This is a genomic window from Flavobacterium sp. RSP49 (genome assembly GCF_003968735.1).
GTDB lineage: Bacteria > Bacteroidota > Bacteroidia > Flavobacteriales > Flavobacteriaceae > Flavobacterium.
In genome coordinates this window covers 142,745-166,513 of sequence record NZ_RYDN01000004.1, presented here as the reverse complement: position 1 = coordinate 166,513, position 23,769 = coordinate 142,745, and the positions used below count along the sequence as shown (strand labels likewise).

The 23,769-nt window shown below is 35.3% G+C and carries 18 protein-coding genes; 11 read left to right on the top strand and 7 right to left on the bottom strand.

Translation table 11 applies throughout. The annotated features are described in order from the left end of the window. Positions 1–251 precede the first annotated feature (251 nt). The 6 genes from EKM02_RS03960 (at position 252) to EKM02_RS03935 (ending at position 10,487) form a co-directional block, all read left to right on the top strand. Positions 252–3,554: a hypothetical protein gene (locus tag EKM02_RS03960; protein WP_126452304.1), complete on the top strand. Its 3,303-nt coding sequence runs from the start codon at positions 252–254 to the stop codon at positions 3,552–3,554. Continuing rightward, positions 3,551–3,958, top strand: coding sequence for an rRNA maturation RNase YbeY (gene ybeY / locus EKM02_RS03955; RefSeq protein WP_126452302.1), 408 nt, complete (start codon positions 3,551–3,553; stop codon positions 3,956–3,958). The genes EKM02_RS03960 and ybeY overlap by 4 nt, the downstream gene beginning before the upstream one ends. A 153-nt stretch (positions 3,959–4,111) precedes the next feature. Then, the gene (gene mnmG, locus EKM02_RS03950) at positions 4,112–5,983 is read left to right on the top strand and encodes a tRNA uridine-5-carboxymethylaminomethyl(34) synthesis enzyme MnmG (protein ID WP_126452300.1); all 1,872 of its coding nucleotides are present in this window, start codon (positions 4,112–4,114) and stop codon (positions 5,981–5,983) included. Positions 5,984–6,203: 220 nt separating this feature from the next. Then, positions 6,204–7,052, top strand: coding sequence for a class I SAM-dependent methyltransferase (locus EKM02_RS03945; RefSeq protein ID WP_126452298.1), 849 nt, complete (start codon positions 6,204–6,206; stop codon positions 7,050–7,052). A 315-nt stretch (positions 7,053–7,367) separates the two neighbouring features. Then, positions 7,368–7,934, top strand: a complete 567-nt coding sequence (locus EKM02_RS03940) for an OmpH family outer membrane protein (RefSeq protein WP_126452337.1) — start codon at positions 7,368–7,370, stop codon at positions 7,932–7,934. 285 nt (positions 7,935–8,219) lie between these two features. Beyond that, the gene (locus tag EKM02_RS03935) at positions 8,220–10,487 is read left to right on the top strand and encodes a helix-turn-helix domain-containing protein (RefSeq protein WP_126452296.1); all 2,268 of its coding nucleotides are present in this window, start codon (positions 8,220–8,222) and stop codon (positions 10,485–10,487) included. Between the two features lie 55 nt (positions 10,488–10,542). Here the strand turns inward: EKM02_RS03935 and EKM02_RS03930 are convergent, their stop codons facing one another. After that, positions 10,543–11,487 carry an SPOR domain-containing protein gene (locus EKM02_RS03930; protein ID WP_126452294.1) on the bottom strand — a complete coding sequence of 315 codons (945 nt, stop codon included), beginning with the start codon at positions 11,485–11,487 and terminating at the stop codon, positions 10,543–10,545. A 102-nt stretch (positions 11,488–11,589) separates the two neighbouring features. Here EKM02_RS03930 and dprA point away from each other — a divergent pair, with 102 nt between their 5' ends. After that, positions 11,590–12,690 carry a DNA-processing protein DprA gene (dprA, locus tag EKM02_RS03925; protein ID WP_126452292.1) on the top strand — a complete coding sequence of 367 codons (1,101 nt, stop codon included), beginning with the start codon at positions 11,590–11,592 and terminating at the stop codon, positions 12,688–12,690. A gap of 88 nt (positions 12,691–12,778) precedes the next feature. Here dprA and trpS read toward each other — a convergent pair whose 3' ends face one another. After that, entirely contained in the window at positions 12,779–13,753 is a 975-nt protein-coding gene (trpS, locus tag EKM02_RS03920) for a tryptophan--tRNA ligase (RefSeq protein ID WP_126452290.1), read from the bottom strand. Positions 13,754–14,013: 260 nt separating this feature from the next. Here trpS and EKM02_RS03915 point away from each other — a divergent pair, with 260 nt between their 5' ends. Beyond that, positions 14,014–14,757 (top strand): lysophospholipid acyltransferase family protein, encoded by a 744-nt coding sequence (locus EKM02_RS03915; protein ID WP_126452288.1) that lies wholly within the window; start codon positions 14,014–14,016, stop codon positions 14,755–14,757. Positions 14,758–15,054: 297 nt separating this feature from the next. Here the strand turns inward: EKM02_RS03915 and EKM02_RS03910 are convergent, their stop codons facing one another. The 5 genes from EKM02_RS03910 to EKM02_RS03890 all read right to left on the bottom strand — a co-directional run bounded on the left by EKM02_RS03910 (position 15,055) and on the right by EKM02_RS03890 (position 18,919). Next, complete coding sequence (locus EKM02_RS03910; protein WP_126452286.1) at positions 15,055–15,471, bottom strand: membrane lipoprotein lipid attachment site-containing protein; 417 nt, start codon at positions 15,469–15,471, stop codon at positions 15,055–15,057. 143 nt (positions 15,472–15,614) lie between these two features. Beyond that, the gene (recA, locus tag EKM02_RS03905; protein WP_126452335.1) at positions 15,615–16,622 is read right to left on the bottom strand and encodes a recombinase RecA; all 1,008 of its coding nucleotides are present in this window, start codon (positions 16,620–16,622) and stop codon (positions 15,615–15,617) included. 202 nt (positions 16,623–16,824) lie between these two features. Then, positions 16,825–17,334, bottom strand: coding sequence for an acyl-CoA thioesterase (locus EKM02_RS03900; RefSeq protein WP_126452284.1), 510 nt, complete (start codon positions 17,332–17,334; stop codon positions 16,825–16,827). A 48-nt stretch (positions 17,335–17,382) separates the two neighbouring features. Continuing rightward, positions 17,383–17,766: a DoxX family membrane protein gene (locus EKM02_RS03895; RefSeq protein WP_126452282.1), complete on the bottom strand. Its 384-nt coding sequence runs from the start codon at positions 17,764–17,766 to the stop codon at positions 17,383–17,385. A gap of 4 nt (positions 17,767–17,770) precedes the next feature. Further along, positions 17,771–18,919: an ATP-binding protein gene (locus EKM02_RS03890; protein WP_126452281.1), complete on the bottom strand. Its 1,149-nt coding sequence runs from the start codon at positions 18,917–18,919 to the stop codon at positions 17,771–17,773. A 281-nt stretch (positions 18,920–19,200) separates the two neighbouring features. Between EKM02_RS03890 and EKM02_RS03885 the strand changes: the two genes are divergently transcribed. The 3 genes from EKM02_RS03885 to EKM02_RS03875 all read left to right on the top strand — a co-directional run bounded on the left by EKM02_RS03885 (position 19,201) and on the right by EKM02_RS03875 (position 23,732). After that, on the top strand, positions 19,201–20,388 hold the full coding sequence (locus EKM02_RS03885) for a phosphoglycerate kinase (protein ID WP_126452280.1): 1,188 nt from the start codon (positions 19,201–19,203) through the stop codon (positions 20,386–20,388). Positions 20,389–20,681: 293 nt separating this feature from the next. Further along, complete coding sequence (locus tag EKM02_RS03880; RefSeq protein WP_126452278.1) at positions 20,682–22,703, top strand: LysM peptidoglycan-binding domain-containing protein; 2,022 nt, start codon at positions 20,682–20,684, stop codon at positions 22,701–22,703. 48 nt (positions 22,704–22,751) lie between these two features. Further along, the gene (locus tag EKM02_RS03875; protein WP_126452276.1) at positions 22,752–23,732 is read left to right on the top strand and encodes a DUF4837 family protein; all 981 of its coding nucleotides are present in this window, start codon (positions 22,752–22,754) and stop codon (positions 23,730–23,732) included. Positions 23,733–23,769 lie beyond the last annotated feature (37 nt).

Here is a 23,769-nt window from a genome sequence, read left to right as displayed (position 1 = left end):
AAGAACCGCAAATCCGCAAATTTATTTTTAGAAAAACTAAATTTTGTGTTTTAGGATGTTAATTAGTGCAATTCTACATCAAGTGGTTTATTTAATATAGATTTTTTTATAAAAATTAGCGAATTAGCGGTAAAAACGTTGATTCTGTTTGCCAAGAGACTTCAATCTTTGATTCAGATATTTTGGAATTTGGATAATTGCCAGCATATAAATTATTACTTTTATTCGTTACAACAAACAAAGCATAAATTTTGGAAAGTCAGGAATTTATTTATCTAAAATTAGAAGCTTTCATCAGGAAGTTTTATACCAACGAATTGATACGGGGAACTATTTTCTTTGTCGGTTTAGGATTGTTGTATTTCCTTTTTACGCTTTTTGTCGAATATTTTCTTTGGCTCAAGCCAATAGGAAGAACCATTTTATTTTGGACTTTCATTGGAGTAGAAGTCTATTTGCTGTTCCGTTTTATTTTGTTTCCCATTTTTAAATTATTCAAACTTCAAAAAGGAATCGATTACAATCAGGCTTCGGAAATTATTGGAAATCACTTTACGGAAGTGAGTGATAAGTTGACTAATTTCCTGCAATTGGCAGATTCGGATATTCATCAAAGTAAATCGGAGTTATTAGCTGCTTCGATTGAACAAAAAGCCAATGCATTGCAACCAATTCCTTTTGGTAACGCCATAAATTATAATGTTAACAGAAAGTATTTCCCTTTTGCTTTAATTCCAATTTTGTTATTTTCTTTCTTTTATTTTTCTGGAAACAGCAGCATGATTTCTCAAAGTTTGAATAGAGTAGTGCATTTCAATTCGGCTTTTTTACCACCGGCTCCTTTTAAATTCGTAGTTTTAAATTCGAATTTACAAACTGAGCAAGGAAAGGATTTTATCCTTCGCATTAAAACCGAAGGAAAGATAGCTCCGGAGAATGTAATGATTTTCATTGGCGATGAAAGTTATTTCATGGAATCTACTAAAACAGGAGAATTTCAATTTAAGATGGGAAAGCCTTCAGGAAATATTTTGTTTCACGTGGAGGGAAATGCGATTGCTTCGCAGGATTATGAATTGAAAGTGATTACCGTTCCTTTGATTGCTAATTTCGAAATGCAATTGAACTTTCCTTCATATTTGAATAAAAAAACAGAAACTATAAATGGAACTGGAAATGCTGTTATTTCTGAAGGAACGCGTGTAACTTGGAAAATAGAAACTCAAGCGACCCATAATATTGCGTGGATGAGCGGAATTTCCAAATCTTCTTTTTCGAAAACAGAAAACTCCTTTATTTTATCCAAAAATATACTTCAAAATACAGATTATCAAATATTTACTTCAAATGATAAGGTAAAAAACCACGAAAAACTCAATTATCAGCTTACAGTTATCAAAGATCAGTTCCCAACGATCAATGTGAATAATACACCGGACAGTTTGAAGATTGCTAAGAACTATGTTTTAGGCCAAATCACGGATGATTATGGATTGTCTAAACTTCAGATTGTTTATTACGAAATAGAGAAACCACAAACCGCAAAACGTGGAACAATTGCTATTAAGAAAAGTGCTTTTGACCAATTCGTGTTTTCGTTTCCAAGTAATCTTTCGGTGGAGCAAGGGGTTTCTTATGAGTATTATTTTGAAGTTTTTGATAACGATGCGATTCACAATTTTAAAAGTACGAAGTCTTCGGTTTTCTTTAATCGTGTTTCCACAGATGAAGAAAAGGAAGATCAAATTTTGCAGCAGCAAAACGACAACATTAACAGTTTAGAGAAGTCTTTAAAAAACCAGGACAAGCAAATGTCCGATATAGAAAAGTTGCAAAAAACCGGAAAAGAGAAAGAAAATTTGGATTTCAAAGATCAGCAAAAAATAAATGATTTTATCAAGCGTCAAATGAAACAGGATGAGATGATGAAAGAATTTACAAAAAAAATGAATGACAACTTGGAGCAATTCAAAACGGATAAAAAAGATGAATTAAAAGTAGTGCTTCAAAACCGAATGGACAAAGCGGAAAGAGAATTGGAAAAAACCCAAAAGCTTTTAGACGAGTTGAAAGAATTGAACGATAAAATTCAGAATGAAGAGTTGTTGACCAAGTTGGATAAATTTAAACAAAACAGTAAAAACCAGACTAAGAATTTAGAACAGTTGGTAGAGTTGACTAAGAAGTTTTATGTTGAAAAGAAAGCGGAACAGTTAGGTGAAAAACTAGACAAGCTTTCTAAAAAACTAAACAAATTATCTGATGATGAAAATGAAAATAAACTCGATAAACAGGAAGATATTAATGCGGAGTTTGATAAAATTCAATTAGATTTAAATGATTTGGAAAAAGAAAATAAGGAATTAAAATCACCATTGGATTTACCAAAGGATGATGCTAAAGTAAAAAGTATTGATGATGATTTAAAGAAAGCTGCTGAGGAATTGAATAAAGATAAAAAGGATAAAGCGAAACTAAACCAAAAAAGTGCTTCTAAAAAGATGAAAGAAATGGCGCAAAAAATGGCGCAAACTTTGGATAAAGGAGATATGGAACAGTTGCAGGAAGATGTTGTCATGTTGCGACAAATCGTAGATAATTTATTAGCTTTTTCTTTGTCACAGGAAGATTTGATGAATCAGTTCAAAAGGCATAAATCAGGGTCTCCAGCGTTCAATAAAAACATAAAAATTCAACAGGATTTAAAGCAACAGTTCAAGCATGTTGACGATAGTTTATTTGCGATGTCCTTGCGTAATCCTAAAATTGCGGAGGATATTACCAAAGAAATTGGTAATGTAGTTTACAACGTCGACAAATCGTTATCTAGTTTAACCGACGCTCAAGTTCCAAAAGGTTTGTCTCACCAACAATATTCGATTTCATCGGCTAACAAACTAGCAGATTTTCTCAGTGACATGCTTTACAATATGCAAATGCAAATGTCAGGAATGGGTTCTGGGAAACCGAAGCCAGGTCAAGGACAAGGAATGCAACTACCGGATATTATTAAAAAGCAAGAAGGTCTTGGCAAGAAAATGAAAGACGGAATTAAGAAAGGAGAGAAGCCTGGTGACGGTCAAAAAGGACAAAATGGTAAACAAGGAAAACAAGGAGAAACCAGACAAGAAAGGGAGGGTGGCGAAGGTGATGCACAAGCTATAATGGAAATTTATAAAGAGCAAAAGCAATTAAGGGAAGCATTGCAAAACGAATTGAATAAACAAGGATTGGGTGGTAACGGACAAAGCGCTTTGGAACAAATGAAGCAAATTGAAAAGCAATTATTGAATAAAGGCTTTATGAACGAAACGCTTCAAAAGATATTGAATGTGAAACAGGAATTGTTGAAATTAAATTCCGCTATTCAGCAACAAGGGGAGGAAAATAAGCGTCAATCTGAAACCAATAAAAAGGAGTTTAACAATCAATCTAATGCGCTGCCAGCTGCTTTATTAGATTATTTGAATAGCATAGAAATATTAAATAGACAATCGTTACCTTTGCGCTCGAATTTTAATAAAAAGGTTCAAGAATATTTTAATAAAAAATGATCAATTTTAATTACGAAACCGACTTTAATTTAGACAACGAAGAAGCTACAGTTGCTTGGTTGGGAAATGTTATTACCTCCGAGAACAAGAAAGAAGGAGAGATAAATTATATCTTTTGTGATGATGAGTATTTGCACAAAATCAATGTTGAGTATCTCGATCATGATACATTAACGGACATCATTAGCTTTGATTATTCTATGGGTAATGAGTTGCACGGTGACATTTTTGTTTCTGTCGAAAGAGTGAAAGACAATGCTGCTGATTTCAATGTCTCTTTTGAGCAAGAATTAAAGCGCGTTTTAGTTCACGGAATTTTACATTACTGTGGCTACAAAGACAAAGGAGAGTCGGAGGAGCTTTTAATGCGTAGTAAAGAAGATGAAAAAATCGCTATGTTTTAGTTGAAATAATAGTATTTTCTTTATTTTAATCCAAAGTGTTTCACGTGGAACATTTAGTTTAGATCTATAGATTAATGAAGCAATGTTTCACGTGGAACAATATGATGAATTTGAAAATCACAATCCTTAATACGGATTAAATTATAAAAGAAGATGTTTTTAAATGAATATGATGTGATAGTTGTGGGCGCAGGACACGCCGGTTCTGAGGCTGCTGCCGCTGCTGCAAATCTGGGTTCAAAAACTTTGTTGGTAACAATGAGTTTGCAGAATATTGCCCAAATGTCGTGTAACCCTGCAATGGGCGGAATTGCCAAAGGACAAATTGTGCGTGAGATTGATGCGCTTGGTGGGTACTCGGGAATTGTTTCAGATAGAACTGCAATCCAGTTCAAGATGCTGAACAAATCCAAAGGCCCTGCAATGTGGTCTCCGCGTGTTCAAAGTGATCGAATGCGTTTTGCCGAGGAGTGGAGAATGATGCTTGAAGGAACTCCAAATCTTGACTTTTATCAGGAAATGGTGAAAGGTTTGATTATTGAAAACGGAAAAATAAAAGGAATCCGAACTTCGCTTGGAGTAGAGATTCGGTCTAAGTCGGTTGTGTTGACTAATGGAACTTTCCTGAATGGATTGATTCATATTGGCGAAAAACAATTTGGTGGCGGAAGAGCTGGCGAGAGTGCTGCACATGGAATTACTGAAGACTTAGTTGCTGCTGGGTTTCAATCAGGGAGAATGAAAACAGGAACGCCTCCAAGAGTTGATGGACGATCTTTGGATTATTCAAAAATGAATGAAGAAAAAGGAGATGCGAAGCCGGATAAATTTTCCTATTCTGATGTGACCTCGCCGTTGATTCATCAAAAATCGTGTCATATGACCTATACATCTCTTGAAGTTCACGATATCTTGAGAGAAGGTTTTGATCGCTCGCCGATGTTTAACGGTAGAATAAAAAGTATGGGACCAAGATATTGTCCGTCGATTGAAGATAAAATTAATCGTTTTGCGGATAAAGAAAGACATCAACTGTTTGTAGAACCAGAAGGATGGAATACCTGTGAAGTTTATGTGAATGGATTTTCAACGTCGCTTCCAGAGGATATTCAATTCAAGGCATTGAGTTCTGTTGTAGGATTTGAAAAAGTAAAATTCTTTCGTCCGGGGTATGCAATTGAATATGATTATTTCCCGCCAACACAATTGAAGCATACTTTGGAAACAAAACTTATTGAGGGATTGTATTTCGCTGGTCAAATAAACGGTACTACAGGATATGAGGAAGCAGCTTCTCAAGGACTGATGGCCGGAATAAATGCGCATTTGAAAGTGCATGAAAAAGCACCCTTAATTTTAAAAAGAGACGAAGCCTATATCGGAGTTTTAATTGATGATTTAATTACGAAAGGAACTGAAGAACCATACAGAATGTTTACGTCTCGAGCAGAATACAGAACGCTGTTGCGTCAGGATAATGCCGATTTTAGATTAACTCCCATGTCACATGAAATAGGTTTGGCCTCAGAAGCACGTTTGCGCAGAATGGAACACAAACTAAATGAATCTAAAAAAATGGTTGCCTTCTTCAAAGAAACGAGTGTTTCGGTTGCGGAAGCAAATCCAGTTTTAGAAGCAAAAGAGACGGCGCTGATTTCGCAAGGGGATAAGATGTTCAAAGTGTTTTCTCGTCCGCAAATTGATTTAGAGGACATGATGAAATTCGAGAAAGTAGCAGCTTATGTTGCCGCCAATGATGTGGATCAAGAAATTTTAGAACAAGCCGAAATCCAAGTGAAATATTCTGGTTACATAGAAAAAGAAAGAAATAATGCTGATAAGTTACTTCGTTTAGAAGATGTTAAAATCCCTGAAAATTTTGATTATGATAAAATTAAGTCCATGTCAATTGAGGCCAAACAAAAACTAAGCAAGATTCGCCCTGTAACCATCTCTCAAGCTTCAAGAATCAGTGGCGTTTCGCCAAGTGATGTTTCAGTATTGTTGATTTATATGGGGCGTTAGAAAGTGATCAGTAGTCAGTTTATAGTGATCAGTTTAATTGTCGATTTATACTGAATACCGCCTCTGAACACGGAACACTAAAATTTGTTCCACGTGAAACTACGCTGTGAAGCCTTGGAATTATTAAAGAATCATAAAAATAAATAATTCAGCCCTGAAAGCATTCGTATGTGTTTTCAGGGTTTTGTTTAAAATTAAAAATATAAAAGACTATTAATTAATGAACATTTCAACCCAACAGCCTTTTTTAACCGTTAAAGATTATTCTGTTTCTCAGGAGATTTTCGACTTGTATCATGACGAGAAGTTGGATATGCTGATTACGTCTCCACAACCCAGTTTAGAAAATTTAGGCAAGTATTACGAAAGCGTGGATTATATTTCGCACACCGATAGCAAACGATCTCTGTTTGAAAAAGCATATCATTTTATAAAAATTATTGCACTTAAAAATAAATTGAATTTAATTAATTCATTACAATCCAACAAAGGGAGTATTTTAGATATAGGTGCCGGAACAGGGGATTTTTTATCTGTGGCCAAAGAAAACGGTTGGCATGCCATAGGAGTAGAGCCAAGTGAAAAAGCAAAAGCAATTGCCAAAAAGAAAGGCGTTTCATTTGTTGGTGAAACCAGTGAGTTAGATAATCATTCTTTCGATGTGATTTCGATGTGGCATGTTTTGGAACACGTTCCTAATTTGGAAAACCAAATCAAAGAACTCAAACGATTATTAAAACCTAATGGAACTTTAATTATTGCTGTTCCAAATTTTAAATCCTTCGATGCAAAACATTACGGAACGTTTTGGGCCGCTTATGATGTGCCAATTCATTTTTGGCATTTTTCTAAAACGGCTATAAAAATGCTTTTCGAGAAAGAAGAAATGAAATTGGTACAAGTGCTTCCCATGAAATTTGATTCGTTTTATGTTGCTTTGCTTTCGGAAAAATACAAAACCGGAAAAATGAATTATATAAAAGCCTTTTTTGTTGGATTGCAATCAAATTGGGAAGCGAAGAAGAATTCTGAGTATTCTTCACACATTTACATCCTAAAAAACACCTAAAAATCATTTTAAGTGTATTTAAGCGTGTTTTTTAATGAAATCGAAGGTGATATCAGATTTTTAAACTAATTCGTTTATTTAAAAGATATGAAGCTCGTTTTTAATAGTCATAGATTATGCATTTGTGAATCACAATAATAAAATCTTATATCATAAAAAAGCAGCATTTTTCAAACTTTATGTCAATACTATCTATTTTTTTATATTTTTGTCACCAATACTCAAAACTAGAAATCCATCAAAATGAAATCGAAGATTCACGACACGAGCGTTAGCGAACTGGCAACGCAATACCAAAAAATAAATATTAAAAACATGAGTAAAAAAGCATTAGTAATTATCGCATTATCAATTTCAATTGTTGCTTGTAACAAACCAGCAGAAATTAAGGAAGTGAAAACTGCTTACGTAGATACTTCTGAATTAATGAAGGAATATACAGAGGCCAAAGATCTTGAAGCAAAATACAAGACAAAAGCAGAAGAAAAAGGAAGACAGCTAGAGGCTGAAATTAATCGATTCAAGCAAGAAGCAGCAGGTTTCCAAGCTCAGGCACAAGCTAACGGGCAGGCTTGGGCACAACAAAAAGGAGCTGAACTGCAAAAAAAAGAACAACAATTGAGCTACGCACAACAAGCGTTGTCTCAGGAATTGCAGCAAGAAAGCGGGAAAGAAATGGATTCTCTGGTAAGTGGTGTGAAAAAATTTATTAAATCCTACGGTAAAGAAAAAGGATATGCCTACATCTATGGAACCGGTGACGCAGCCTCAATTTTATACGCAGAAGATAAATTTGATATCACAAAAGAAATTATCAAAGCCTTGAACGATAAATATAAAGCTCCTGCAAAAACGGAAGAAACAGCAGCGGATAAAAAATAAATTTTTTTATTATTAATTCAAAAGATTGCCTTCGTCTATAGTTAGATTGAAGGCTTTTTTTTTGAAACCATATCCGGCTATCCGCGATAAACGTAGTTCACTGAACTCCAATTGAAATAAAGTATAGTGAAGTAATCTCTCGTGTAGCAAGTGTTTTTTCTAGATTTCTCCGATTTTCGCTGCTATCCGGGCTAAAAAGCAGTCGAGTTATAATCGTAATTGTTTTCCAATTATTCCAATAGTGTTCTTAATTTTCAATACTTTAGCTTTATATACACACGCCCAATGCAAACCATTTCAGAAGCCGCCGCTTATACCTTACGATTCATCAATCAAACCCATCGATCCATTTTCCTGACCGGTAAAGCAGGAACGGGAAAAACCACCCTTTTACGGGAAATTATCCAAACCACGCACAAAAACACCGTTGTGGTGGCACCAACAGGAATTGCGGCGCTAAATGCAGGAGGTGTTACGATTCACTCTATGTTTCAGTTGCCGTTTGGAGGATTTATTCCAGATAATTCATCACCTCAATTTTCCGAAAGTACTAAATTTGAAACCAAAGCTACCTTGCGCAGGCATTTCAAAATGAGTGGTTTGAAGAAATCGGTGATTCGCAATATGGAATTATTGATTATCGATGAAGTCAGTATGCTTCGTGCGGATTTGCTGGATGCAATGGATTATATGATGCAAACAGTACGTAAGCGCAACACCGCTTTTGGAGGTGTTCAAGTCTTATATATTGGTGATTTATTGCAGTTACCGCCGGTCATTCGGGACGAAGAATGGCGTACGCTGAAAACCTATTACAAAGGAAAATTTTTTTTTCATTCGCACGTCGTGCAACAAAATCCGCCTTTATACATTGAATTGTCCAAGATTTTTCGCCAGACTGACGATACATTTATTTCAGTTTTGAATAACCTGCGCAACAATGAGATTTCACAGCAGGACATTCAAACCCTAAACCAATATGTAAAACCCGATTTCGATTTAAAAGCAAATAAAGGATACATCACATTAACCACGCACAACAACAAAGCCGATACGATGAACGCGCAGGCTTTACAAGATCTGGAGGGAAAGCTGGTGGTTTATAAGCCGGAGATTACCGGAGATTTTCCGGATAAGATATTTCCCGTCGAACAACAATTGCAGTTAAAAGTGGGCGCGCAAATCATGTTTGTAAAAAATGATTTATCCTTTGATAAACACTATTTCAACGGAAAAATGGGCGTTATCAAATCCCTTTCGAGTAAAGAAATTCTGGTTCATTTTCCGGAAGAAAATAAAACTATAGAAGTTGAAAGATATGAATGGCAAAACATTCGATACAAAGTAGATGAAACCACTAAAGAAATTGATGAAGAGGTTTTGGGAACTTTTGTGCACTATCCCATCAAATTAGCATGGGCGATTACGGTGCATAAAAGCCAGGGACTAACCTTTGATAAAGCAGCACTGGATGTTTCGCAAGTTTTTCTACCCGGACAGGCTTATGTGGCATTATCTCGTTTGCGCTCACTAGAAGGGCTTATTTTACTATCTCCGTTGCGTATGAATGGCATTTCAAACGATCAGGATGTCATGGATTACTCATTGAATAAAGCTTCGGATTCGTTTTTAGAGAATGCCTTGCATTTTGAAACCAAAAATTTCATCCATAACTATCTGACAAACACCTTTGATTGGAACGATTTGGCTCAGGAATGGCGCAATCATAAATTCAGTTATAACGAAAAATCAGAAATTTCAGAGAAATCCAAACACGCCGTTTGGGCCAAAAAGCAAACAGAAATCATTGAACAGCTTTTAGATCCATCCAAAAAATTCATTTCGCAGTTGAATACCCTTTTTGGTCAGGAAACGGTCGATTTGAATCATGTATCGGAACGCATTCAAGCCGCTTTCAGTTATTTCCTAAAACCAATGGACGAGCTGGTTTTTGAGATTCTTTGGAAAATTGAAGAAGTAAAGCGCATCAAAAAAGTAAAAACGTTTTATGATGAATTAATCGTGCTGGAAGAATTGCAAACCAAAGCCGTTTTACGCTTAATGAAGGCCAAATTATTGATAGAAACCGTTGTGGCAGGAGAAGCCATTTCGAAAGAAAAATTGACCTCTTCAGAAATAAAAAATTACATCATCCGCAAGACCGAAGCCATACAAAATCAATTCAAGGAATTAAATATAACCTTGATTGCCGATGATAAAGACATAGAGCGTTATACTTCGAAAAAAGCAAAAACAACGGTACCTAAAAAAACAACGGTGCAGGAAACCTATGAATTGTGGGTCGAAAAGAAATCAATTGCGGATATTGTAACTATCAGAGTGCTGACCAAACAAACGATTTACACCCATTTTGTAAAGCTGATACAAACCAAAGCGGTCTCAATTACAGAGGTTTTATCGGAGGATAAAATGCAGTATTTAGCAGCTGCTTTTGCAGGATATAAAGAAGAATCACTGAATGCTTTGATGGAAAAATACGGTCATAAATTCTCCTGGGAAGAAGCGAGGATGTACAAAGCAAGTTTGAATTAAAAACGAATAGCCTTAAAACTAAAAAACCCTATTCGGTAAGAATAGGGTTTTTTAGTTATAGTGATTGAATCAATATCCAAGCTTCTGGATTGTGCTTTTCATTGATTTCTTTTTTTGCTTTTTCTGCTTCAGAAAATGTGGCGTAACTGCCATACAAAACCGGAAAATAACCGTTTCGGTTAGGAGCGATTCGCTTGGCATCATATCCTAAGCGATTTAAAATCCGCAGTGTTTTATCCGCATTTTTTTCTTCCCTGTACACTCCGGCCATAATGTGATACGGCATTTTTGCTTCGATAGTCGATTTTACGGATAGTGTAACAGCAGGAACCGGACTTTCGATGAAGAATGTGGCTTGCTGAATTTTATTTTGAACTTGTTTTTGAACGGCAGTTTCAACAAGAATCGTTTCTGAGGCAATTTGATTTTGATACATTGGATAACCAACACTTCCCGCAAGTCCTAATCCTAACACAAAAATAGCGGCGTATTTTAAATATGGATTTGCTGTTCTGGTTTCAGGAACCATAGTGATGGTTGCTTTTTCTTCAATTGTTTCTACTTCTTTTTCGAAGATTGCTCTTTTTACAAGTGGTGAAACAAAGGGAGCCAACCCAAAAGAGCTGGTTAAGTAATTCGTTTGGTCGTATGGAGTGAAAACTATATTTTTATCCGCGTTCAAATGAAGATCACCTACATTTTTGATAGAAAAAAGCTCATTTTCTTCTAATGTTTTTTTCCAAGTAAAAACTTCATATTGAATGGCACTAACGGCATATTCATAAGACGTTTTCTCTGCTAAAGCGATATGATTGGCTAATAAACCATCATTGTTTTTCAAATTAGCATTGAAAGCGATCTTTTTTTTGGGAGGAGAAAATGAATTTGTACTTTCGTTTAGTTTAGCCGATTGAATTTCGGTCAAAAAAGCTCCGAAACCCGGAACGGTTACACATTGATAACGGTATAAAAGCTGCGCGATGTATAGTTCGATTTTCATACTCACAAAGTTATACAACGAAAATAGGTATCAAAATTTTATTTACAATTTTTATTAACAATCCGCATAAAAATTTATACATTTCACCTTCAAATAATTAGCATGAAAGAGCAGGATTTATTTTATTTATTGGCATTGCAAAGAATAGAGGGCGTGGGCGACATCATAGCCAAAAAACTGCTTACCCATTTTGGAACAGCAGAAGCGGTTTTTAATACAAAAGCATCGCAACTCGCTGCTATTGATGGAGTAGGATCTGTTTTGCTGAAAAATTTAAAAGATAAATCAGTTTTCGAAAAAGCGACTCAGGAACTGGAGTTTATAAAAGCAAATGAAATCAATGCGGTTTATTTTCAGGACGAAGAATATCCAGATCGGTTGAAACATTGTATTGACGGACCACTTTTATTATTCACATCTGGAAATATCAATTTAAAAAACAGAAGAATAATCAGCATTGTAGGAACGCGCCAAATTACCTCGTACGGTACTGAATTTTGTAGAAAACTGATCGAAGATTTGGCTCCACTCGATCCTATAATCGTAAGTGGATTTGCCTACGGTGTCGATATTGTGGCGCATCAATTGGCAATGGAAAATAACCTACAAACCATTGGTGTTGTTGCTCATGGTTTAAACCAAATTTACCCGAAAACCCATAAAAAATATGTTGCTAAAGTCGAGCAAAACGGTGGTTTTATGACTGAGTTTTGGAGTTCCTCCAATCCGGATAAAGAAAATTTCGTGCGAAGAAACAGGATCGTTGCAGGAATGTCTGAAGCGACGATTGTAATTGAATCTGCCGATAGAGGTGGATCGTTAATCACTGCAAACATGGCGAATGATTACAATCGTGATGTTTTTGCGGTTCCGGGTCGTGTTACAGATAAGTATAGCCAAGGCTGCAACAACCTCATAAAGACTCAAAAAGCAAATGTATTGACTAGTGCCGCTGATTTGGTTTATATTTTGAATTGGGACATTCAGAAGGAATCCAAACCCATACAAAAACAATTGTTTGTAAGCTTAGAGGAAGACGAACAAAAAGTATACGACTACCTCCTTAAAACAGGGAAAGAACTAATGGATATTATTGCTTTGCGCTGTGATTTTCCTATTTATAAAATCTCAGGAATGCTGTTGAATATGGAATTGAAAGGCGTGATACGGCCTTTACCGGGGAAATTGTTTGAGGCGATTTGATTTTAACATATAAGTCATGAAAGCTTTAATAAAATAGTATTAAACTTAAAAAAACTTATATGACTTATATGTTTTAAAAATTGATTGTTTAAACCTCAAATCCTAATTTCTCTCTCACTTTTGCCAACACTCCATTGGCAACAGCCGAAGCTTTTTGAGCACCAATTTTTAGTAAAGCATCTACTTCAGGAAGGTTGTTCATGTAATAATTGTATTTTTCTCTTTCGGTTTTGAAAGTTTCTATAATCAACTCAAACAACGCTTGTTTGGCGTGACCGTAACCGTAATTTCCATTTAAGTAATTGGCAGTCATTGTGTCGATTTGTTGTTGATTTGCCAATAATTTATAAATGGCAAACGCATTGCACGTATCCGGATTTTTAGGATCTTCCAGCGGCGTGCTGTCGGTTTCAATGCTCATAACTTGTTTGCGTAAGGACTTATCATCCAAGAATATATTGATAATATTATTAGCTGATTTACTCATTTTTCCGCCGTTAGTTCCGGGAATCAGCATGCTGTCTTCCTGAATTTTTGCTACGGGAAGTATAAAAGTCTCTCCCATTTGGTGGTTGAAACGGGACGCTACATCACGCGTGATTTCAACATGCTGCAATTGGTCTTTTCCTACGGGTACAAACTCGGCGTCGTATAATAAAATATCTGCCGCCATCAGCATTGGATACGAAAATAAACCAGCGTTGACATCTTCCAGTCTATCCGCTTTATCTTTGAAAGAATGCGCTAATGTCAAGCGTTGAAAAGGAAAAAAACAGCTTAAATACCAGGATAATTCTGCTGTTTGTGGCACATCTGATTGTCTGTAGAAAACGACTTTATCTACATTCAAACCACAGGCAAGCCAAGCAGCAGCAGTACTGTAAGTATTTGTTCTTAAAGTTTCGCCGTTTTTTATTTGCGTGATTGAATGCAAATCAGCAATGAAAAGAAACGATTCGTTTTCCGGTTTATTTGATAGTGCTATTGCGGGAATGATTGCACCAAGTAAGTTTCCTAAATGCGGAGTTCCGGTACTTTGAACGCCTGTAAGTATTTTTGCCATTATGATTTTTAACTATTACCGCAAAGTTCGCAAAGTTTTTTATTTTTTACCGCAAATTTGCAAATTATAAAAATCAAGTTACTTTAAATCGTGTTAGTAATTTCTTTTAACCATATCAGACATTTAAGTCAATAAAACCTTGGTGGTTAAACGAAGATATTATAATTGAGCAGTAAATTAGAACTTACTAATACTTATATGTTGAAAAACGCAAGAATATTTTTGAGTATCATAACATCTGATTTCTTACTTTTGACCTTATGAGAGCATTAAAAATTATTTTCTGGGCGCTATGGCGTGTATGGTTTTATATTTTGATGACCATTCCTATATTGGTGATGTTTCCTTTTCTGGTGCTGTCTATTTTGACTGAAAACGGGTATCCTTATTTTTTTAAGATGGCTCGTATTTGGGCAAAATTCATTCTTTTTGGCATGGGTTTTCATTATAAAATAGATAGAACACAAGCAATGGAGTACCAAAAAAGTTACATGATTGTTGCGAATCATACCTCCATGGCTGATATTATGCTGATGCTTGTCCTGACAAGAAATCCGTTTGTTTTTGTAGGTAAAAAAGAACTTTCAAAAATTCCGTTGTTTGGCTTTTTCTATAAAAGAACCTGTATTTTGGTGGATAGAAATTCTTCAAAAAGTAAAATGGAAGTCTTTAATCGCGCTCAAAAAAGAATTAATCAAGGACTGAGTATCTGTATTTTTCCAGAAGGTGGCGTTCCATGTGATGAATCAGTCTTGCTGGACACTTTCAAAGATGGTGCTTTCCGATTGGCAATTGAGCATCAAATACCCATTGTTCCCATTACTTTTGGAGACAATAAAAAAAGATTTCCATATGCTTTTTGGGGAGGAAGTCCAGGATTTATGCGGGTAAAAATACATTCTCATGTGGAAACTTTGGGAAAAACAGGGGCAGACAGGAAACAAATTCGAGAAGAAGTACGCGAAATCATTTACGACCAATTAGTTGCTTTCGACTCTAAATAAATTTTAAAAACTGTAACTGATCCTGGAATACAACTCAATAAATAGCGGTTTAAAGTCTCTAGAGTTGTTTGAAAAAGTATTTATTTGATACTTTACCATAGGTTCAAAATTAATCTGAAATGATTTTACAATTCGGTATTTAAAGCCGGTACTCACATTAGTGCTAAAATGGATTTGCTTCAAATCTGTAAATTTTCTTCGGCATCCGGATAACTACTCGAATGTATCAAGTAAACTCCTAATAGCTTTTTACAGTCAATAATTTATTGGTCTAACCGCAACAATTTTATTCAAGAATTAATTCATAACGACTGGAACTTCTACTTCTTCAAAGATATTTTCTCCATTAGCATCCTCTCCTTTATAAAATTTAAAAATATAAGAACCGGTATTGGTTACATAAAAATTAAAAGAAACCTCTGATGGTGAAGGTATTTGTTGCGTACAAACTTGACTAGTATTCACTGCCGTTTGAATGCCTATGGTTCTTACATTCAAATTTTTGTCATAATAAATCCCTTGAAATAAATGACATTCGGTTGGTCTTGTATATTTTAATTTTATCTCATAGGTATTTCCCAATATGAATTTTTCAGGTAATGTGTAGCTATCTATAGGCAGCACTTCAAAGCTATAAGAATCTTGATTATCATTATCAATGGAACATCCGGTCAAGGTTGTAATGAACAGAATAAAAAGCACAATTTTTTTCATTTCTTAATTTTTTAAATTTATACAATTCAGTTTCTTAATTGAATTCTAAGCTGTTTTGCAAAAGATCAAAATTTCAACAAAAGGTTGCGTGTAAAAATAAAAAAATCCGTCTCGTTTTTTAGGTACGAGACGGGTTTTACTTTTTATGCTTCTGCCAATTCTTTTATTCTGGCTTTAATCTTTTCTTCTAATTCATCCGCTAATTCCGGATTGTCTTTAATCAAAGACTTAACAGCATCCCGACCTTGTCCTAATTTAGTTTCACCGTAACTGAACCAAGATCCTGCTTTTTTGATGATTTCAAACTCAACAGCAAGATCAAGAATCTCTCCTGTTTTTGAAATTCCTTCCCCATACATGATGTCAAATTCCGCGATTTTAAATGGCGGAGCGACTTTGTTTTTCACCACTTTTACTTTGGTTCTGTTCCCAAGGACGTTATCTCCATCTTTAATTTGAGTAGAACGACGAATATCCAAACGAATCGAAGCATAAAACTTCAATGCATTTCCTCCCGTTGTCGTTTCTGGATTTCCAAACATCACACCAATTTTCTCTCTCAATTGATTAATAAAGAAAACTGTACAATTTGTTTTACTGATGGTTCCCGTTAATTTACGCAATGCTTGAGACATTAAACGGGCGTGTAATCCCATTTTAGAATCTCCCATTTCGCCTTCAATTTCACTTTTTGGAGTCAAAGCTGCAACCGAGTCAATGACAACAATGTCAATTGCTCCGGAACGAATCAAGTTCTCCGCAATTTCTAACGCTTGTTCTCCATTATCAGGTTGTGATATGATTAAGTTTTCAATATCTACGCCTAATTTCTCCGCATAGTTTCTGTCGAAAGCATGTTCTGCATCAATAAAAGCTGCAATTCCACCTGCTTTTTGAGCTTCAGCAATAGCATGAAGCGTCAATGTGGTTTTTCCAGAAGATTCCGGACCGTATATTTCAATAATTCTACCTCTTGGATAGCCTCCAACTCCTAATGCCAAATCGATTCCTAAAGACCCGGAAGAAATAGTTTCTACTTCTTCAATGGCTTTGTCGCCCATTTTCATTACTGTCCCTTTTCCGTAGGTTTTGTCTAATTTATCAAGCGTAAGTTGTAGCGCTTTTAATTTAGATTCTTTCTCTGAACTCATCTTTTCTTTTACCTTTTCTTTCATCTATTTGTATTGGTTTATAACGGTAAGAAACTGACAGGATGATTACTTATCCCATAATTTCATTTGTATATTGAATATATGTTTTGTAAAAATACTTCTTTTTTGATTTAAAATTTTCTCTTTCAAGAATATTTTAAATCTATTTATCAATTAAAAATAGTCAGTTGTATTTTGCTTCTTACACGAACAACGCTTTTAATTCGGTTGCATCATGGGGGTTCATTTTTCCGGCTAAAACTAAACTCAGCTGTTTGCGTCGCAATGCAGCTTCAAAACGTTGTTTTTCTATTTCGGTTTCCGGAACAATTTGGGGTACTTCAACGGGTCTTCCCGTATCGTCTACTGCTACAAAAGTGTAGATCGCTTCATTGGCTTTGGTTTTATTACCGGATTCTCTGTCTTCAACCCAAATGTCAATGAATATTTCCATTGAACTTTTGAAAGCTCTGGAAACTTTAGCTTCAACAGTAACGACACTTCCCAACGGAATGGCTCTGTTGAACGCAACATGATTTACGGATGCTGTAACTACAATTCTTCGGGAATGTCTGCGTGCCGCTATACTTGCTGCGCGATCCATACGGGCTAATAATTCGCCACCAAAAAGATTGTTCAAAGGATTGGTCTCGCTTGGTAAAACCAAATCAGTTAATATCGTCAGGGATTCTGAAGGGTGTTTTGGTGTCATTTTTTTATTTAAAAAGGAATTATTGTTCAAAATAATAAGTTGTAAAGTCTAGTTTAACCAATAAACGGCCAATATTGCAGGGATAAAATAAATAACAATTGTTCTGGCTCCATCATAATCTTTGGCCAATCGCTGTCCGAAAAGCAACATCAACAACGTGATACAAGAGAAAACGGCTCCGTAAAAACCAAAAATCCTTCCGTTATTCACGAACAGTTCCACACAGCCTACTACACATAAAATACCGGAAATTAATTCTAAAATCAAGATATTTAGTAATGCTAAAGGTACATGGTTTTTTAATGGTGTTTTAGCGAAATGACCTTTTAACCATTCGACATTATCTTTCCAATAAAACAATTTGTCGTATCCGGACTGTAGGAAAGTGATGGCCAGGAAAATTAAAATCAAAATAGAAGTAATATTGTTCATTTTTTTATTTTTTGTGAATTAAACGAGTAAGTTTTATTGATAAATCGGTTAAAATAATTTTAGCGTTTCCGTTGCGTTCAATGTGATACATCGCCTCTGAAAGTTCTTTAAAAATATCATTTATGTTGTTGCCATTTACAAAAGGTGCAAAATTCTCCAGTTTGAATTTTTCCACTTGTGGTTCCATGTAGACTAAACTTGGCGTTTGGTAATTGAGCAACAAGGCCTGACGAAACATATCAATACAAAAATGTAAAAACTTTTTTTGGGTTTCTCTTCCCAAACCAGCAATTTGCTCGCTCCACTGGATCAAATCCTGAATGGCAGCGGCGTTTCCTTTTGCTCTAAAAGCCGCACGAACCCAATCGACAAACCATTTTTCAAAAAAAACAGATTCGCTGTCCGGTTGTATTAATTGCAATGCTTTATTGAAATTTCCTTGTGCCTGATGCGCTATTTTTAAAGCTATTTTAGAATTCGTATTTTCTTTTGAAACCAAGGCCTCCGCAATGACAGTTTCACTCAAACCATTAAAATGTAGTACTTGGCAACGGGAACGAATCGTTTGAATAATATCTTCTTCATTTTCTGAAATCAGGATAAAAACCGTTCTGTCTGTAGGTTCTTCCAATAATTTCAGTAATTTATTAGAAGCAGCGATATTCAATTTATCAGCCATCCAAATAATCATTATTTTGTATCCGCCTTCATAAGATTTTAAAGCCAGCGATTTCAAGATTTCCTGCGCATCATCGACCCTAATTTCTCCTTGCTTGTTTTTAACACCTAGCATTTGGTACCAATCAAACAAACTTCCGTACGGATTTTGTTCTATAAACTGTCGCCATTCCGTTATGAAATCAATGCTTTTGGGTTTTGTTTTTACTTCTTCAGTACTGACAGTCGGGTAAATAAAATGCAAATCAGGATGGGAAGTTTTCTGAAATTTCAGGTTGCACGCTTCATTTGAACCGGAATTCTCTCCGTTTTGATTGCTGCAAATGATGTATTGTGCATACGCAATCGCCATGGGTAAAGTACCACTGCCTTCCGGACCTACGAATAGTTGTGCGTGGGGAATTCTGCCCAAATCAGCACTTTTTGTCAAATGACTTTTGATGTGTTCTTGTCCTAAAATTTCTGAAAATTGCATGAAGCAAAGATAGCAGAAAATGGTGTAGTCTAAAATTTTAGCAGGCAAAGTTTCAGCAGAAGCTAGTTTATAGAAGTGTCAATTTATGTTTTATTTTAAAAATTTAACAAGCCTTTATTTAAAACAATATCCAGATAAATCAACAAATAAAAGCATTATTTATTAATTTACATCGATTTCGTTACTAAAAATTGATTTTATATGATTTTCCCTAATTTATTAATAATTTAAAAGTTCTATATTTGTTTCTCTTTCAAAAAAACAAACTAAAAAACAGACTGATGAAAACCATAAGTGATTTCAATTTTGCAAATAAAAAAGCCATAATTCGGGTTGATTTTAATGTGCCGTTGGACGAAAAGTTCAATGTAACGGATGCCACGCGTATTGAAGCTGCAAAACCTACTATTGACGCGATTCTTGCGCAAGGCGGAAGCGTGATTTTGATGTCGCATTTAGGTCGGCCAAAAGGAGTGGAAGAAAAATACTCTTTGAAACACATTTTGAAAACAACTGCTGAAATTCTTGGAGTTCCGGTTCAGTTCGCTTCAAACTGTATTGGTTCAGAAGCGAAAGCTGCGGCCGATAAATTGCAAGCTGGAGAAGTTTTATTGTTAGAAAATTTACGTTTTCACAGCCAAGAAGAAGCGGGTGATGTTGCTTTTGCAAAAGAACTGGCGTCACTTGGTGATATTTTTGTAAACGACGCTTTTGGTACAGCGCATAGAGCGCACGCATCGACTACAATTATTGCGCAGTTTTTTCCAAGCGAAAAATGTTTTGGATTATTATTGGCCAAAGAAATAGAAAGCTTGAACAAAGTTTTAAAAAACAGCGAAAAACCAGTAACAGCAGTCCTTGGTGGATCAAAAGTATCTTCTAAAATTACCGTAATCGAGAATATTCTGGATAAAGTAGACCACATGATTATTGGTGGCGGAATGACTTTTACTTTTGTGAAAGCATTAGGCGGTAAAATTGGCGATTCGATTTGTGAAGATGACAAACAAGAATTGGCTTTGGAAATCTTGAGATTAGCTAAAGAAAAAGGAGTTCAAATCCACATTCCAGTTGATGTCGTAGCGGCAAATGCTTTTTCAAATGATGCTCAAACCCAGATTGTGGATGTCAAAGCAATTCCTGACGGGTGGCAAGGATTGGATGCTGGACCAAAATCATTGGAAAACTTCAAAAAAGTAATCATGGATTCTAAAACGATTCTTTGGAACGGTCCATTGGGTGTTTTTGAAATGGAAAATTTTGCTAACGGAACAATTACATTGGGTAACTTTATTGCAGAATCTACTGCAAACGGAGCATTCTCTCTTGTAGGTGGAGGGGATTCAGTGGCAGCTGTAAAACAATTTGGGCTGGAGGATAAAGTGAGTTACGTTTCTACAGGCGGAGGAGCAATGCTAGAGATGCTCGAAGGCAGAGTATTACCCGGAATTGCAGCTATTTTAGACTAATAAATACAGTAAAAATAAAAGCCGTTTTGATATTTAAATAGAATTCAAATCCAGCAGCTATTTTATCACATGCGTAAAAACCTCAGCGACACCTTATTATCACTGAGGTTTTTTTTAAGTTTCACAATTGGATCTTTAAAGCAATTTTACCCACAAACAAGTATAAATTCAGCACTAAGGACCTAAAAATTATATTTTTAACAATATTTAAAGGAAATTTTAGTTTTAACCTACTAAGTTTGTAAAAATAAGACTTCTAATCATTTGAAATATAGGTCTTTGATCTTTAAAATATGACTATAAAAAATACCACATTATCGCTTTTTCTGTTGTTATCAATTCATTTGTTTTCGCAGGAAGCAACTGAAAATAAAGCGATTGAAAAAATTGACACCAAATTATCCTATTTAGATTCTATTAAAAATTCCTTTGTTGAATATGATCTGGCATCTTGTGTAGACAGTTTGTGGATGAACGAAATGACCAACTTAGATTTATATAATAATCTTACAGAAGACATCGAAAACATAAATATAGATGAAAAAGTAGATTATGAGTTACCAACAGCACTGCTGAAAGAAAGACTGGCGGCAATGAATGCAAAATCGCCGTTTAATATTGAGTACAATCAAGGTTTGGAAAATATTATTAAATCATTTTTAAAATACCGCAAAAAATCTTTTGAACGATTAATGGCCACTTCGGAATACTATTTTCCCATGTTTGAGGAGGCTTTGGCCAAACAAAATGTTCCTTTGGAGATAAAATATTTAGCCGTTGTGGAATCTGCTTTAAATCCAAAAGCAGTTTCAAAAATGGGAGCAACTGGACTGTGGCAATTTATGTATCAAACCGGAAAACAGTATGGGTTGAAAATTGATTCGTATGTGGATGAACGCAGCGATCCCTTAAAGGCTTCCGAGGCAGCAGCCCAATATATGACCAATATGTACAAAATATTTGGAGATTGGGATTTGGTTTTGGCCTCTTATAATTCTGGTCCGGGAAATGTTTCCAAAGCGATCAGACGTTCCGGTGGTCAGCAAAATTATTGGAATATCAGGAAAAATCTTCCCAGAGAAACCCAAGGATATGTACCTGCTTTCTTAGCAACCATGTATCTTTATGAATACCATAAGGAACACGGAATCGTGCCCCAGCGGGCTACCATAAAGCATTTTACTACGGATACTATCCTGATCAAGAAGCAAATTACATTCAAGCAAATATCAGATTTACTTGATGTTCCTGTGGTTCAATTGCAGGTTTTAAATCCCTCTTACAAGCTTGATATAATTCCTTTTTATCATGATCAAAATCATTATTTGAGATTGCCCCAAGAAAAAATTGCTGTTTTTGCCTCTAATGAAAGTCCGATTTATGCCTATACAGAATACGAATCCGGCAAACGAGAGAAGCCCTATTTTGCTACAAAAACAACAACCAAAAAAGAACGCGAAGATACTGGTAGTCAAAGAATAGCGCAATCCCATACAACCCAGTATTACAAAGTGAAAAAAGGAGATAATCTGGGAGCTATTGCCAGTAAATACGATGTTAGTATTGCTGATTTAAGACAATGGAATGCGCTAAGCAGCAATGTTATCGTGTATGGTAAAAACCTAAAAATTAGCAGCAACGAAGGGACTGTTTCTGATGAAGTAAAAAAGAATTCAGATCCAATACAAGCCCTTTCGGAGAAGCAAATTGCCGCGTCATTAGAGGAAAACGCAGCTGTAGCATCTACTGAAAGCAAGGCGTATTACATAGTTCAAAAAGGAGATAATTTAAATACCATTGCCAAAAAAAACAAGGTTACTGTCGCTGAAATTCAACAATGGAACAACCTTTCGGACGCTAATGTGCTATTAGGAACATCATTAAATATGGGCAGTAGCAATGCTGCGCTTACAAATGATTTGACAGTTACTCCGGTTGTAAAGAATATTGAATACGAAGTCCAAAAAGGAGACAATTTAGAGCGTATTGCTAAGAAATTTGGCACCTCTGCGTCTACTCTGAAACAATGGAATAAAATTTCCGGACAGACCATCGTTTTAGGAAGTTCTTTGATTGTTGCCAAAGGGGAGCCTGTAATAAATACAAATAGACCAACGATAAGTTATTTTAAGAAAAAAACAAATGGTTCTGGGTTATCCCAAAAAGAAACCGTTGATTACTACGTAAAAAAAGGAGATTCGTTGTATAGTATTTCAAAAAAATACCCAGGCGTAACTATTTCTGATCTGAAAAAATGGAACGGTATTCGCGGAGAAGAACTCAAACCAGGAATGAAACTTAAAATTAACGGATAATAGAATTATCTTATCTAAATTTGGGTTTTATTTTATAATTGAAATACAATGAATAAAGCCCTTCTTTTATTGCTTTTTACTGCCATTTTTCTGGGTTCTTGTAACGAAAAAAAAGATCCCCAACCACGCGCTACAACAGGAAAAATTAATACTATTTCAGTTATCATAGACGACCAGTTGTGGAATGGTGAGATTGGCGACAGCATTCGAAATAAATTTGCCTCCGCCGTTATAGGATTACCTGAGGAAGAACCGCTTTTTACGATAAATCAGTATCCTACTAAAATTTTAGAAGGATTTATGACGGATAGCCGTACGATTATCGTAGTCAAAAAAGAGGAGCAAAATAAATTTGAAATTAAAAAAAATCAATACGCATCTCCCCAAAATGTGTTTCATATTTCTGGAAAAACAAGCGCAGATATTCTAGAAATAATAGAGCGAAATTCGCCAAAAATAATTGAAATTATTAAGGAAACTGAAATTTCCGAAAACCAACGCATTATAAAACAGTCTATTCTTAATCCAAAAATCATCAAGAATAAATTTCAAATTTCGATTAATATTCCTTCTTCATATCAATACGTTCTGCACAAACCACATTTTATATGGTTAAAAAACGAAATTATCAGCGGTAACACGAGTTTGTTGATTTATCAAGTTCCCATAAATGCTCTCACTAAAAAGGATACAGATCTGATTACGAATATTATTAAAATGAGGGATTCTATTGGCAATCTCTACATTAGCGGAAAAGAGAATAACACTGCAATGATTACCGGAGAAAGCTATTCACCTTATTTTTTTAAGATCAGCCTGGACGGAAAGGAAACGTATGAAACAAAAGGAACATGGGAATTGAAAAATGATTTTATGTCAGGCCCTTTTATCAATTATGCTATTTTGGATACAGAACACAACAGGATTTTAGTTTTGGAAGGTTTTTGTTATGCGCCCTCCAAAGAAAAAAGAGATTTAATGCATGAGTTAGCAGCAATCATAAAATCAGTTGAGGTTTTGAAAAAATAGTTTTATTTTCTTTTATTTGCAGTCTAATAAAAACTAA